The sequence below is a fragment of the Paenibacillus silviterrae genome, from assembly GCF_030167925.1.
Classification (GTDB): Bacteria; Bacillota; Bacilli; order Paenibacillales; family NBRC-103111; genus Paenibacillus_G; species Paenibacillus_G silviterrae.
In genome coordinates this window covers 1,321,436-1,336,493 of sequence record NZ_JASKUT010000002.1, presented here as the reverse complement: position 1 = coordinate 1,336,493, position 15,058 = coordinate 1,321,436, and the positions used below count along the sequence as shown (strand labels likewise).

The 15,058-nt window shown below is 50.2% G+C and carries 9 protein-coding genes; 4 read left to right on the top strand and 5 right to left on the bottom strand.

The window, feature by feature from the left end; genetic code table 11:
- Nucleotides 1-32: 32 nt before the first annotated feature.
- The 3 genes from QMO62_RS28900 to QMO62_RS28890 form a co-directional block, all read right to left on the bottom strand.
- On the bottom strand, nt 33-2,279 hold the full coding sequence (locus QMO62_RS28900; protein WP_284645953.1) for an S-layer homology domain-containing protein: 2,247 nt from the start codon (nt 2,277-2,279) through the stop codon (nt 33-35).
- Nucleotides 2,280-2,539: 260 nt separating this feature from the next.
- Nucleotides 2,540-3,454, bottom strand: coding sequence for an N-acetylmuramoyl-L-alanine amidase family protein (locus QMO62_RS28895; protein ID WP_284645952.1), 915 nt, complete (start codon nt 3,452-3,454; stop codon nt 2,540-2,542).
- 198 nt (nt 3,455-3,652) lie between these two features.
- A complete protein-coding gene (locus tag QMO62_RS28890) occupies nt 3,653-4,192 on the bottom strand; it encodes a hypothetical protein (RefSeq protein ID WP_284645951.1) in 540 nt (179 codons plus the stop codon).
- 152 nt (nt 4,193-4,344) lie between these two features.
- On the opposite strand from QMO62_RS28890, the gene QMO62_RS28885 reads away from it, so the two are divergent.
- On the top strand, nt 4,345-4,755 hold the full coding sequence (locus QMO62_RS28885) for a hypothetical protein (protein WP_284645950.1): 411 nt from the start codon (nt 4,345-4,347) through the stop codon (nt 4,753-4,755).
- An 11-nt stretch (nt 4,756-4,766) separates the two neighbouring features.
- Here QMO62_RS28885 and QMO62_RS28880 read toward each other — a convergent pair whose 3' ends face one another.
- Both QMO62_RS28880 and QMO62_RS28875 read right to left on the bottom strand, forming a co-directional pair.
- Nucleotides 4,767-6,950 carry a flagellar hook assembly protein FlgD gene (locus QMO62_RS28880; protein ID WP_284645949.1) on the bottom strand — a complete coding sequence of 728 codons (2,184 nt, stop codon included), beginning with the start codon at nt 6,948-6,950 and terminating at the stop codon, nt 4,767-4,769.
- Nucleotides 6,951-7,084: 134 nt separating this feature from the next.
- Entirely contained in the window at nt 7,085-8,539 is a 1,455-nt protein-coding gene (locus tag QMO62_RS28875) for an esterase-like activity of phytase family protein (protein WP_284645948.1), read from the bottom strand.
- A 461-nt stretch (nt 8,540-9,000) separates the two neighbouring features.
- Between QMO62_RS28875 and QMO62_RS28870 the strand changes: the two genes are divergently transcribed.
- The 3 genes from QMO62_RS28870 to QMO62_RS28860 all read left to right on the top strand — a co-directional run bounded on the left by QMO62_RS28870 (nt 9,001) and on the right by QMO62_RS28860 (nt 15,034).
- Nucleotides 9,001-12,681, top strand: a complete 3,681-nt coding sequence (locus tag QMO62_RS28870) for a rhamnogalacturonan lyase family protein (RefSeq protein WP_284646714.1) — start codon at nt 9,001-9,003, stop codon at nt 12,679-12,681.
- A 156-nt stretch (nt 12,682-12,837) separates the two neighbouring features.
- On the top strand, nt 12,838-13,314 hold the full coding sequence (locus tag QMO62_RS28865) for a DinB family protein (RefSeq protein ID WP_284645947.1): 477 nt from the start codon (nt 12,838-12,840) through the stop codon (nt 13,312-13,314).
- Between the two features lie 400 nt (nt 13,315-13,714).
- Nucleotides 13,715-15,034 carry an ABC transporter substrate-binding protein gene (locus QMO62_RS28860; RefSeq protein ID WP_284645946.1) on the top strand — a complete coding sequence of 440 codons (1,320 nt, stop codon included), beginning with the start codon at nt 13,715-13,717 and terminating at the stop codon, nt 15,032-15,034.
- Nucleotides 15,035-15,058: the final 24 nt, after the last annotated feature.

The following is a 15,058-nucleotide window of genomic DNA, read 5'->3' as shown; positions in this document are numbered from 1 at the left end:
TTGCAAAGGGGCGAGAAGCCCGTACTATGCGGTTAAGGCTTCTTTACTTCCGTAAGACCTTTTTCTCTCAAATTTAAAATAAATTTGACGGCTTCCGCACGAGTCAGAGGGTCATCTCCATGGTAGCCTTCCATTGTTGCTGAAGTTTTACCGATAGAATAACCTTTGTCCAGCACGTAGTTAATTGCTTCGTTTCCACTTAAGCTGAGACCATCGATGGAAGCTATGATTTCGGCAACCTTTGTACGTTCGATAATGTCATCCCGATTAGAATGATCTTCATATCCGGTCAAGGGAATATTGTACTTCTGTGCCAATCGATATATCCCGTCGGACCAGTGATTAGTGTCCATCATACTCACGCCGGAGTCATCGATCTTAAGTGCTCGTAGCAGGAATGCGATGAATTCGGCTTCGGTTACTTTGGTGTCCGGACGGAAAGTTCCGTCAGGATATCCTTCGATAATTCGGGAATCAATAGCCCAAGCGATTTCAGGCTCGGCCCAGTGGCCCTTAGCATCAGGGAACTTGATGATTATTTCCTTGATTTGTTCTGCGGTCCAGCTACCAGTCGTTTCAGATGGTGCGGTTGGAACAGCAGTCGGGGACTTAACATTCACTTCGAAAGTGGTGGATTTGCCCTCGTAGGTTACTGTAACGATTGCTTTATCAGTGAGGCCAATAGCTTTGACTAACCCGTTGGAATCAATGGTGACATTAGAACTGGAAGAAGAGTAGGATGCCTTATTGGTTACGTCTCTGCGTAGGCCATAACGGTTGCCGGCTTGGACTGTTTGCTGCGTTGATTCTCCTACCTTGAGATCAATGAAAGAATGCTTTAGGTGGAGAGAGGCAATGACTTCGGACTCTGTAGTGAAATTCCAGGAATATAGCACAGTGCCTTTGTTTTCGACTTCTCCAGTAAACAGTACTGTGTACTTCTCATTATGTTCCAACACAGCTTTAGGTGTAAAAATCATTGCCGAGCCGGAATGTGGAAGAGCAAGGTTGTCAGTAACATAATGATCTATCATATTCCCTTTTGAATCCTTAATAGTAACAGATCCTGAGGTGATGCTCCCTGCAGGGGATGTTGTGGATACGGTTATTGGATAACCAACATACTGATTCGTTTTATCATGTAATTGCATAGAGTTAGGGGTTTCATCAGCGTACCAGCCTGCAGGTACATTTTTTTGTCCATAGTAGGGGTAATATATAACTCCGTTGTGGTCCTCCTGACGAGAGTAACCGATGTTAGAAACTGTGTAGCCGTTGATACCGGTTTTTATACCTATGCCGACTTCAGCTGCATTTGGGTCGATCATGAGTACACGATAATAAGGTGCATCCATTAAAGCTTTGATGGCTCCGTTATCGGAGTTGTCCATGTAATGAATTACTTCGCCTACACCTTTGTCGGTGACGTAACCGGCGTACTCTGCGCGGTCTTTCGCGGATATGCCTGTGAACCCGGATTGTCCGCTTTTTTCAATGTGCCCCCGTTGAAGAGCTAACTCACGCCCTAGCTCAAATAAATAATTAGCGTGAGCTTGCGCGGAGTTGTTGAGTTGAGTGTTTTCGGTTAAGGTACGGAGGCCCATTGCGGTACGAATGGAATTCCAGTAAAAAAGACCCGCTCTGCGTTGATTAACTACATCAGAGGCATCGAAACCCTTATTTAAATCATCGCTTCGGACAACTACGATTGCTGTAGCGTACTGACCGTTATATTCTGCACTAAGCGTAGCGGTTCCCGTGCCGACAGCACGGATCGTATTTCCCTCTACCCGAGCGATTCTTGTGTCTGAAATGCTGAAGGAAGCCCTTGAGGTGAGGTCAATGGCATCGGTATTAGTGGTGCGAGCTGATAGAGTAAACGATACGGAACCGTTGTTATCAATCGTATATGTACTTTGATTCAGTTGTAAAGAATCCGGTGCACGAACAGTTATTGTTTGAGTGCCTTGCGCTCCTCCGTATGTTGCAGTGATGACTGTTGTCCCCGGATTCATCGCATGGAAGCTGCCATCGGATGTTACGGTGGCGACTTCTGGATTGGATGAAATGTAAGTTACTTCGGACGGGTAACTTATTTTACCGTCATCGCCGCGTGCCTGTGTTTTGAATTGAATTACTTGATCCAAGTCAACTGTTGAAACTAGGGATTCGGAGTTATCGAAGATTCGTAGTGACTCGGTTGCTGCACTTGCCGCCACAGGGGAAAGCGCCATAGCTAGAGACAATATGGATACTACCAATGTTTTTCTTAGATTCATGTCAAACCTCCTTGATTCGGTGCACTTTTCTTACGCATACAATATTACGCAACGCCTTACCTAATAAATTATACCATAATAGCAAATTAATTCCAGAACGTTCCTAGTAAAATCCCTTTGTTCATTACGTGTATGGTTGACATTCAAAACATTGAAAACCTACTAAATTCCGTCAGGCAGTTGACGGTGATTGTAGTAGGTTTGGATGAAAACGAAATGCAACCCCAAGGTGATTCTGCGATTAAGGCTTGTTAGCAGTCCTACAGCTTAAAATAATCTTTCAATCCGGCAGTGATTGCTTCCGCTGCTTTCTTCTGGTAAGCGCCTGTCCGGACGACTGCTTCATCCTTGGGGTTGGATAGAAACCCTAGCTCCACTAAGGTCGATGGCCTATCGTTCTCGCGAAGCACATGGTAATTGCCGTAAGAAATGCCGCTGCTCTTTAAGCCTGCCTTTTCACGAAGGCGGCTTTCGATTTTCCTAGACAATGTCAAATCTTTCGATTGATCATGGTAAAACGTTAATGTGCCGGAGTTCGACTTCAAGGATGCATTGTAATGAATGCTGATAAACGCATCCGCCCGGTTCCGTTCGCTAATAGCAACTCGTTCGGAGAGCTCAGGCTTCTCCTCATCGGAAATCCTCGTCATAACAACCTTTGCCCCGGCTTGACGCAGCATATCGGCCAAGTAGGAGGAGGTTGACAAATTAAGCGTCTTCTCCAAACTGCCGTACTTCTTGCCGATAACCCCACTGTCATTCCCTCCATGCCCCGGATCGATGACGATTACTTTCCCCTTTAGCCCGGGCGGAACGGATGTCTGGTTCTTGGTCTTCACTTTATCAGCTTGACTGGTGCGAGTGGCTGCAGTAGACTGCTTGTCCGCTGATCCGGCACTGGTTCTCTGCAAATATTGCCCCGCTACCCATCCGGTGGTACGTCCGGAGGTAACCTTTACCCAGCCGAACGACTCCTGGGATATTGTAACAACATCGTTCCGTTTCAATGATCCGATAACAGGAGATTGAGCATCCGCTTTGCTGCGCACATTCAACGAGGGTACCGCTACTTTGGCGCTATGGCTGCCTGCCGCTTTTACTTGGTCCGAGTAGATCCACATCATGGCGAACAGTATCGTACAAATGGTGGCTGCTTGTCTAAAGTTTCGTTTCATCGGCCTTCTCCATCATGGCAAAAGTTGTCGTATTACGAATACTTTAACATGATAATTTAGTAAATAAAAGGATATATTTTCCTATATTTCTCGTTCAAATGTCGATTACAGCCGTCGATTTGCAGGGGCCGCCTCCTGTTACCGGAGGACAGCCCTTTGCCGGCAGCAGCAATGCTGCCGCTCCCATAAACCGGGAGACTATACCTGGATGGAAAAAATAGCGTTGTATCGCACGTTGTTAGACAAGCGAACGACAGCAAAGAAGCCAAATTCATCTATACCTACGGATTCCAACCGCCGGGACCCGGAGGCAGCTCTTAGTAACCGAAGCAGTGCTGCTTGTTTATTGCCAAGGTACAGCCGTACGACAAGCAGCCGGAAGCTGCGGCTTGCGGCAAGTCGCCGAATGATAGGCTGCATGATACGCGCTACCTGCCGAATTTGCGGCGTACGAATGGTTTGACCTGGCCGGAAGATGCCGAAACCGAAGCTTTGTGTGGGGCTCGTAAAGTTGATGTCCGATTCAAAGCCTGCACCTACACTGACGGCAGCTTGCGGTACGACCTGCTGAATCAACTGCTCCACTCGGTTGAAATTGCGTGCGCGAATAGCTAATACGAGTTTACCGGCATAGGTGCGATTCGTGATTATTTTTTGGAATAAGGGGGCGTTGCGTCTGGCGGAAATGCCTAGTCTTCTTACAAGCAGCGTTCGGTTTCGTGCTTGGGTAAGGCGCATACAATCACTCTCCTGTATGTTATGCTCTTACCATATGAAGTCGCCGAAAATATGTGCTTACAACAGAACATCTCAAACGCGGCTTAGTTTCACAACAGCATGAATAATATAAATATGGGCAAGCAACGCCGTACTCAAACAAGGAGAAGGATATGAAATTTGTGGAAATGAAAAGCTTAATTAGCATTCGACTGGCAGGCAATATAATTATCACCATCAATTCCTTAGCGATTTTGATGCATGCCATGATCCTGCTTAAAGTGTTGCCTTATGATTTTGTTTGGGGAGGAAGATTAAAGAGTGAGGGGGATGTCATCCTCTTTGAAAGCATATCGCTAGGTGTGCAAGCCCTATTTATTGCAGTTATTGCTGCTAAAGCAGGATATGCTTTCAAAGGGAAGTTGAAAAGAACAGTGAATTTCGGTACATGGGTTATGTTTGGACTTATGGTGTTAAATACAATCGGCAATTTCGCTTCTAGCTCCGGCTTGGAAGCCATGATAATGACGCCGCTAACCGGTGTACTTGCATTATTGGTATTCAGATTGGCAATTGAAAAATAATCCGGCAGCAGCTATTCGTTGGGCCAGAGCACGAAAATCGGTGCCCGCGTCCGCATTCCTCCTTGCATTTCTTGTATCGCTTTTTCGTTCTCTCCTTGTTTGGTAAACTCGAGAGTCATCGGCAGCTTAGCCTGAACTGTGTATTGGCCCGGTGGAACGAGCTTGCCGTCATCGTCCAGCATATCCCACCGGAATGAAAGCTCTGCATAACCGAGCGGTTGTAACGAGCCGCTTAAAGCGGGGAGCAGACCATGCCAGACGATCTGGAATTCGTTCGTTTCGCCTTTCGGGACGTAACGTACAATCTGAGCCTCCAATTCCACAGGCTTACTTAGCGTAATCGGCTCTTCGCCCACATTGGTAAGCCGTACCTTAAGGTCGACGGGCGTCCCCAGCCAAGTGTTTTGGCCGTACAATCCATAGCTGCCGAAAGAAAGCGACAATGGATAGCCGTCATAGCCGGTATACCTGACAGGGTAGCTGCCGAAGTTCCATTGGCTTGCGATACGAGCCGCTTCAGTGCTGGCCGGCGCGTGATAATCGTTAGGATCGACAGGAGAAGGAAACGGCTCTCCGGCGGTTTTATTGATGAATAGATGGGCGATGTCAAACTCGGTTTGGATGCTTCTTCCGTCAACCTGCTCCTCACTCAAAATCCGAATCCGGTAGATTCCTTGCCCTGAAGGAAGCGGCAGCTCAGCTTCGAATTGTTCGGAGGTAAGCGGTGTTCCGTATCTCCATACCTCCCGATACCCGTCGTTTTCTCGTTTCTCCACGACAAACCGGAGCTGCCCGCCTACCGCTTGCTCTACCGATCCGCTGAGACGGGCAAGGTCGTCTGCAGTTTCCGAGTAGATGAGAGCCGGCTGACTCAGCCGGATGTGGCTGTAGGTGCCATGAGAAATGATGTCGCTATACTTCAAAGTAGGACTCGCTTTGCTTACTTCCACCTCAGGTGCAAATGCCTTCCTGTAGAGGGTCTTATGTCCGTCAGTGATCTGCAGAATCATGTTATTATCGTCGATATCAATCTGCGCTTCCGCAGCCAGCGTGTATTTCACGAGCCCGCCTTCGGCCACACCATCTCTACGGACATGAAAACGATTGTCGAACTGCCGCTGGCCTTGAACGGAATTGGTTAACTGCAGCGTGGGAATAAAGAGCTTGCTGTCGTCAAGATATGCAGCAGCCTGCAGACCGTATCTTAGGCCGGGAAAGGCTTGCGGTACGCCATGATCTTCAACTTGATATTCGGGACAGCGCAATGAGAAGAAGGTGCGACCGTTAGTACTGTCCGGGAGCTCGGTGGAGCAGCCGAACAGCGATCGCGCATCCTGTTCGTGAATGTATACTTCTCCCGACTTGGCGACCGGTGTCCGATACCATTCGAAGCTCTCGGCTTCTCCTCCGAGCCAGGTGAGTTCAGGAGCGCTCAGCCCGGGGACGATGTGAAAGCGGTTTGTTCCGTCGTCCATAACAAGAGAACCGTCCTGCTGCCAATCCGCCTTGTACCCGAGCTTCTCTGCGAGCTGACGAGTCGGCAGCATCGGGTCATCGCCCGCGACAAGACCGAAGGCAGCTCCATCGAGGAGGACGTCGGGGCCTGTGATCTTAAATGGACCCAGCTCCATGAGCTTCGTCTGCCGCAGCACAAGCGGCGGGCTATCCTTGAGCGAAGGGTTGGAGACGTTCCATGAAGGGGAATACGATAGCTTTCGTTCCTGCTCTTTCCATTCGATCTGCCCAAAGCTAGACAAGTCGTTAAGCGAAATGGCCGTATGCCCGCCGATGTTATAGGAGGGGAGCAGTTTGCCGGCGTAATATACCCGAATATCCGTTGAGACTACATCAGCGAGCTTTTCCCCGACCCGGGAAGGTTCCAAGGGAGGGCCGGGAAGCGGGTTGATTGCTTTGCCGGGAGTGTACGTGATGTCCACCCGTCGCTCCTTCGGAATCCAGGCGACATCGAAGCCGTACCGCCTCAGGTCCTCGGCTATGACTGCCGTATAACCGTCGATGTTTAGGGAGGGAATGATCTCTCCATTAATATCAGCCCTGATATCGGTGGATAACACGGTTCCGACCGGCGTGCCCACAGGGATCTTTGTTTCCGCTTGTACGGGTGAACCCCAGACGATACCGGTACCCGCTGCCAATAGTGCGGCAGCCAAGGACCCGAGTATGCATATTTTCATACCGCTCACCTTCCCGTATTTTATATAAATTAAGACGCGGAACAGCCGGGAAAGTTACAAGAACGTCGGTTGCTACACAACAAAAAAGGCTGCATTCATCACATTGTGTGATGGAAGCAGCCTTCTTCCTGTTGCTATTCCATTGTATAAGGCAGTTCAAATGTCCAAAGCTCTGTACCATTCTCAGGAGAGGTGCTGTCTACTCCAAAATCATTATCATTAACAATGACCAGCTTATTGCCATTCACGAGCGAAAGGCCCTCCACCTTCTCATAGGGGAATTGAAAGGCGACCAGATCCACTACCGTGCGCTTGGATGGAGGAGTAATGCCATGAGTCTTCAGATCTTGTATGCTCATTTGTTCCAAGGTTTTGCCGGCTGCGGCGGCATCATCGAATTTACCAAGGATGTTGGTAGCTTTCGTCAGATCAATAGCATAAATGCGCTTAAGCTGGGCCTTATCCCCAGCGTTCTTGTCGCGCTCGTCGATGAGAAGCAAATTCTCATGAACTACGACCAAATCGGAGATAACAATATCCGCTTGCTTCAAATCTTTGAATTGCCTGGCGTCCTCAGCTACATAGGCGAACTCGGCGACAGGCTTTAATGTTTCCAGATCAAACTTGATCAAGCGGATTTGACGGGATTGATCCATTTCTTTCGTTGGGTTCCGCAGCGGGCTTTGCATCGCCATGAACAGAAACTTCCCGTCCGGCGTGATGCCTACGGCCTCGGCACCGCGGTTTTGCCGGAGTTGATTATAGACCGCCGGAAGCTCTTCATGAATTTTCATTAGCGGAGTGGAAGCTTGAGCGGCCCAGCCCTGCGGAACAATCCGCTCGATTATCGTTCCGTCGCGCTTCACATGAGCGATGGACGGACCGTATTCATCGGAGATCCAGAACGTCTGATCCTTCGCGTTATAGGCCAAGCCCTCTACATCAAGACCATACGGATCGTAAGCCAGCTCTTTTTCTCCCTTGGCATCGTAAGGCATTTCATCACGACCTTTAATATTAGGAAGGCCGGTTATGGTCTGTTTATCGGTTACGGGGTTCGTCCCGGCAACCTTCAGAGGGAGCTTCTCCAAAATGTTGATTTGGTTCCCCGACAGCTCGATTTTGTAGATGGTAGGTGCATAGTCAGGGAGCGGGAAGGTTCTGATTTCCTTGCCGTTAACGACCATTTGTCCATTCGGGCCACGGTCCGCCGTCGTGTAGAAGATATTATCCGGGTCACCCGGCAAATGGGTCAGGGAGGAGCCGATGCCCATCTTCACTCCATCCGCGAGATTGTCGGCTGTCAGCTTATACTTGCCGGTCAAGGTTGGTTTATCCGTCAGCGCCACGGCTTCTTGAAACTCATCCCAGTCTACATACTTGCCGACGGCTTCACCGAAGGCGCGAAGCGGCAGGTACAATGAGCCTTCCAGATTAACGGCGGGGGAGGTGGGCGTGAGTGCTTGTCCGTTATCGGTATACCGAATGGCTTCCGCTGTAGTCCCGGTTACTTCGGCAGCGGATGCAGCTCCTGTTCCTGTCATAAGTGTAAGCGTCGTTATAGCGGTAATGAAACGTTTTTTCATCATGGGGAAGATCTCCTTCAGCTTCTATATATATTGGATACGTCTTCCACAAGTATAGCGAAGGGATGTTATTGCAGTGTTACTGCTATGTATACATATTGTAAAAATCACGGATGCATAATCATGGATGTGCAGTAAGCAACTTTAAATTATGCCGGATATAACCAAAGCGATACAACGTTACGCAACAGGATAAGCCTTGCAAGAAAGTCTAATCGTCATATATCCAAAAGCAAGAAAAGTCTCATTGCCGCCCGGCATGCTTTCCATTACTATTACCTTGAGTTTTCCATGGAACGTAACGCAATGTTCCTCACTAGCCAGTAAGGGGGTGATCGTAACGGGGTGAAACAAAGGCTATTGTCATAACTAGGATACAGCAAGTGGCATGGAACATACATTTGGGAGGGATACGGTTGGTTCAGCTGTGGAAAAAACGTTTGTCCGCGATACTAAGCGCGATTATGCTCGTCTCACTGCTCGCCGGCACAGGCATCGTTGGCACACAGACCGCGTCGGCAGCAGCGCTGCCAAGCTTGAAATTCGATTTCGGCTCCGAGACCAGTCCCGTTGCGCCGGGCTACAATCAGGTTACGAACAAGATGATCTACAGCACCGCTAGAGGCTATGGGCTGAATATCTCTACGGATTTTCGCGACCGCGGTGGCTCCGATCCGTTGCTGCGGGATTTCGTGATCAACAGCAATTTCTTGTTTATGGTCGATCTTCCGAACGGGGAATATTCGGTCAAGATCGTTGCCGGTGACGCCATTGCCTCCAATAAAACGGATGTTCGAATCGAAGGCGTTTCGTATGGAACGATTTCGTCCGGCAGCGGATTATTTAGCGAGCTTACAAAGACGGTACGCCTTGAGGACGGCCAAATGACCTTCCAATTTACGAACAATGGCCGTGTGAATGCAATAGAGATTTACCCTTTAACGTATCCATCAGGCTTGACCGTATCTGAAATGACCTATGCGCCTGCTGCATCCGTCAGCTTAGTATGGGAGGCTGTATACGGTGCCTTAGGCTATAACATTTATCGGACCGGGGCGGGAGACGGGAATTTTTCACTAATCGGCAGCTCGGCAGCTCCCGGCTTTAAGGATACAACGGTCAGTCTTACGGAAACGTATCAATACAAAGTATCGCAGCTGACGGCGCAAAATTATGAATCCGCTTCCAGCCCGCCCATCACGGTGAGCGTTGTAGATCCCGCGACTCCGCCACCGGCAGCTCCGGCAGAGCTGTACGTGAAGTCATCGGCTAAGGAGCAAATTACCATTGGCTGGAGTCCCTCGGCGAGTGCACTTTGGTACAATGTTTACCGCTCGAAGTCGCCAAGCGGGCCGTTCATCCAGGTAGGTTCCTCAGCATCAACAGAGTTCACTGACACGGATGTGTTTACGACGATCCCTTATTATTATCAGGTCGTTGCCGTTAATGCCGGCGGTAAATCCAATCCGTCCGCTGTGTTGAATGTGCCGGCGGCTACCGTGCTGTACCGTCAGGCGGAGACGCTCGATCGAAGCCCGGTTGCGGTCCTGTCGGACGGTGGCATTTATATCGGCTGGCGTTTGCTCGGCACCGACCCGGAACATATTTCCTTCCACCTCTACCGTGACGGACAGCGAATCAACAGCGCACCGATAGCAACAAGCACGAACTACTTGGATCCTGAGGGAACCGTCGACTCGACTTATGAGGTCCGAGCCGTCATCGGGGGAATCGAGGAGCAGAGCTCGGAAGCTTTTCCCGTATGGCGGGATCCATACAAGTCCGTTCCGCTTCAGAAGCCTGCAGACGGGGTGATCAACGGCGCAGCTTATACTTACAGTGCAAATGACACCAGCGTCGGCGATCTTGACGGAGACGGCAAGTATGAGCTGATCGTCAAGTGGGACCCTTCCAATTCGAAGGATAACTCCCAAAGCGGGTATACGGGCAATGTCTTTATCGATGCATACCGATTGGACGGTACGCTACTGTGGCGGATCGATCTCGGACGGAATATTCGGGCCGGCGCACACTATACTCAATTCATGGTTTACGATCTGGACGGCGACGGGAAAGCCGAGGTTGCTTTCAAAACGGCGGACGGAACCGTGGACGGTACGGGGCAGGTCATCGGCAGCCCGAACGCGGATTACCGCAATTCCAGCGGATATATTCTGAGCGGTCCCGAGTATCTGACCGTCTTCGAAGGGACCACAGGGAAGGCACTTGCCACGACGAACTATGATCCGCCGCGCGGCAACGTATCGAGCTGGGGAGACAGCTACGGCAACCGTGTGGACCGTTTTCTCGCAGGCGTTGCTTACTTGGACGGGGAACGGCCGAGTCTGATCTTCTCCCGCGGCTATTACACCCGTACAGTGGTGGTAGCTTATAACTGGAGAGACGGACAGCTTAGCAAACAATGGACCTTCGATACCAACACTCCGGGATACGGCGATTATGCCGGCGAAGGCAACCATCAGCTCAGCATTGCGGACGTAGACAAGGACGGCAAGGATGAAATCATTTTTGGCGCTATGGTCCTTGACGATAACGGCAAGCCGCTGTACCGGACCGGACTCGGACACGGGGACGCGCTTCACGCTGGAGATCTTGACCCGAGTAATCCGGGGCTGGAGGTATTCAGCGTACATGAGCACTATCCGAGCTCTGCCGGCATTGAACTCCGGAATGCGGAAACAGGCGAGCTTCTCTGGGGAATTCCGACCAATTACGATGTAGGACGTGGTATGTCAGGAGATATTGACCCGCGTTATCACGGCGAGGAGATGTGGGCTTCCGGGGAATCCGGGGGTGTCTACACGGCAAAGGGACAACGGATTTCCACCAGAACGCCTTCCATTAACTTCGGCATTTGGTGGGACGGCGATTTGCTTCGCGAGCTTCTTGACCACAATTACTCCAGTACGGCAGGAGCCGGTACCGGAAAAATAGACAAATGGGATTATATGAACAGCCGGGCTGTCAATTTATTGACGGCAACAGGCACGTACTCGAACAACACGACGAAAGGGACACCGAACCTGCAGGCTGACCTGTTCGGAGATTGGCGGGAGGAAGCGGTGTGGCGTACGGAGGATAGCAGTGCATTGCACATCTATACAACTAGCGAGATGACTCAGCACCGACTGTATACGCTCATGGATGATCCGCAATACCGTCTGTCGATTGCATGGCAGAATGTAGGCTACAATCAGCCGCCGCATCCGAGCTTCTACTTAGGCGACGGCATGTCCGCTCCGCCCGTACCGAAGCTGAAGCGAACACCGGTGCGAGTGTCCGGCATCGAGGTGACCGGAGTCGGGAAGGCCGACGGGCTGTTTGTCTCCGAGTCTCTTCAGATGGTCGCTTCCGTATTTCCCGCGGCGGCAACGGACAAATCGGTCATCTGGACGGTGACTTCGGAGGACGGAGGACCGACAGCCAATGCTCTGATCAACACATCCGGCGAGCTGAGGGGTCTGGCGGAAGGTAACGTCCTCGTAACGGCTACGGCTGCCGACGGCTCTGGAGCTTCGGGAAGCACACGGGTGCGCATTCGCTCGACCACAATCGAAGGCAATACGATCCACCAATACAGCCTTCCTGAGAAGGACGGCAAGGTGATTGCGGATGTGAAAACGAAAGATCTTCAAGAGGCGGCAAACGCGGCCTCCGACCAAAAGGTCAGAGTAACCCTACATTCGCAAGCCGATTACACCTCGGCGCAAATCAACCTGCCGGCGTCGTTCGTATTCTCGGCGGAAAGTCAGGGGCTCCAACGGCTCGAGATGGATACAGGCATTCTACGTGCTTTCATTGACCCGAATCTGTTCAAGCGGCACAATTTGGACCGCACATCAGTACAGGTGGAGATTTCCTCAAGGCTTGTTGATGTGACCCAGCTTTCCGCCAATGACAGACAGAAGGCCGATGGCAAGCCGGTATACGCCTTCACTTTAAGCATCGACGGGAAAGAAATTCGAGGCTTCGGAGACGATGTGCGGCTCTCGGTCCCTTATTCGGGCGGGAATACCAATCCAATCGTCATCTATATGCTCGATGACAACGGCCATATGTATACGGTAAATAACGGCAGCTATGACCCTGACACAGGTACGGTGATTTTTAAAGCGAACAGATAACGAATAGGTTCGAAACTCACAGACGGCTCCTGATCCTGCAGGAGTCGTTTGTGCTGTAAAACAATAAGAACTTGAAATTCAAATGAAATCAAACTACCCTTACTAAATAAGTCGGATTCGATTCGGCAGGATGGACTGAGGAAGGCAGGGAGAACCATGAAGGATTCTATTTTACATCAATTACATGTTGTGCGGTCTATAACATTAGCTGCTGCAGCCGATGTGCCTGAAACTCAGCTGCATATCATTCCAGGAGGGTATAACAACTCTATCTTTTGGAATTTAGGGCATATATTAATCGTGCAGGAACAGCTTGCGATTCATTTCGGCAGCGTAGAACCTCAATTGCCGGACGAATACATGGGATACTTTGGGCAGCACAGCAGTCCGCTCTCTTGGGACGATGCCCCTCCGCCGTTTGAGGACATCGTATCGTTGTTGCAATCACAGACAGACCATATCGTTCATTGCCTAGGAAATAGAATGGATGAGAGGCTGAGGAAGCCGTTTAAAAGAAACGGCATGTCTATGAACACGATAGGGGAGCTGTTAATATACAGCGTCTACCATGAGGGAGTCCACATTGGCATGATTAATGCTATGATGAAGGTGCTTGGATATAGTCAGCGCTAGGATAGGAGGCCATCCTTCGAGCAGGACACTCGGGGATGGCTTTTTTATGTTATGAAGTGGACGAGCATTCCACCGGTGTCTTGGTCAGGAAGCCGAAGCTAAAATCGCAAAAAAACATAAATTTTCTCCATAAAATTAGGTAGAATACTGTGGCTTGAATCCATTATAGTGGAAATTGTTAGGGGACGATTGCTGTTTAGGGAAGGGGGCACATCCATCCAATGAACCAATAGTATTGAAGTATAAGAATGGGGAGTCAGCACGGCATTCCTATTCAGGAGATGCTGCTGCTCGAAGAAAACGCCGGATAGCCAAAAGAATGAGGCTGACAGAGGAGTTTTAATGAAAGCGCTTTACTTGGGGTGCATTGCATTTATTTCCAACAGGAGGGAAAGCTCTTATGAAATGGAGTAAATCGGCAGCAGGATTGTCCATGCTCGCCATGATTACGGTGCTGGCCGGCTGCGGGGGAGGAGGCCAGGGAACGGGGAACGACCGGCAATCCGATGCTCCCAAGACGCCGGTGGTCGATACGAGTCCCGCAACCTTGAAGGTGTATTTGTCCAACAGCTCGCTCACCGATCAAGATTTGAATACGCTGATCGGGGAACCGCTTAAGAAGAAGTATCCCCATATCAGTATTGAGGCGATAAAGCCTGGCAAAGGTACTTCCATTGCCGAGCTTGTTGCTGCCGGGCAGCCGCCGGACATCATCTATACCAATAACCTCGATTTCGGCACATACAAGACGCTGGATTTGCTAGAAGACATTACCCCGCTTTTGAAAAAGCATCAGGTGGACCTGAACCGTTTCGAACAGCAGATGCTCCCGAGCGACAGCTCGGATAAAGGGGCAGTTTACGGCCTGCCTTTCTTCGCCCACTTCAGCGCTCTTTATTACAACAAAAACATTTTTGATAGATTTGGTGTCCCTTATCCGAAGGACGGTATGACCTGGGAAGAGGTGATCGAACTCGCGAAGAAGGTGTCACGCCTTGACAACGGGGTCGAGTACCGGGGGCTTGATCCCGATACGATCGCCCGAATGGCGATGCCGCTATCCATCACGTTGGTCGACGCCAAGACGAATCGTGCAACGATCGATACGGACGGGTGGCGCACCGTTTTCACACTGGCTAAAGAGATTTGGAGCATCCCGCACAACAGGCCGGAAAAGCTGAATTCGTTCCAGGCCCGAAACTGGTTTATGAAGGATCAGAACGTCGCGATGCTGCCTTACAACAATTTGCTGAACATCGGCCTGGAGGAAGCCTCGAAGCTCGGGTTGAATTGGGATTTGGTCCAATATCCGAGCTATAAGGAGAAGCCGAACCTGTACAACCATGTTGATTCGCAAAATTTCCTCATCGCCAAGTCCAGCAAGTATAAGGATCAAGCGGTTCAGTTCCTGAGTGTAATGTCATCGGATGAAGTGCAAATGGAGAGCGCCCGCAGAACAGCCCGGTTATCCTCTTTGAAAAATCCGGAGATGAAGAAAGCGCTGGGAGCGGATATGCCGTTTCTCCAGGGGAAAAATTTGCAATCCATCTTTAAAAGCACGTCTCCACCCGCCCCTGAGTTTTCGACTTACAATAATCTGGTAAGAGATATTTCGTTTAAAAGCTTCGAGGAATATTTGAACGGCAAAGATCTCAATACTGCCTTGAGGGAGGCGGAGGAGAAGATCAACAAACGGATCGAATCCAACTTAAAAAAATAATCCTCGTGCCAGGCTGCAACGATT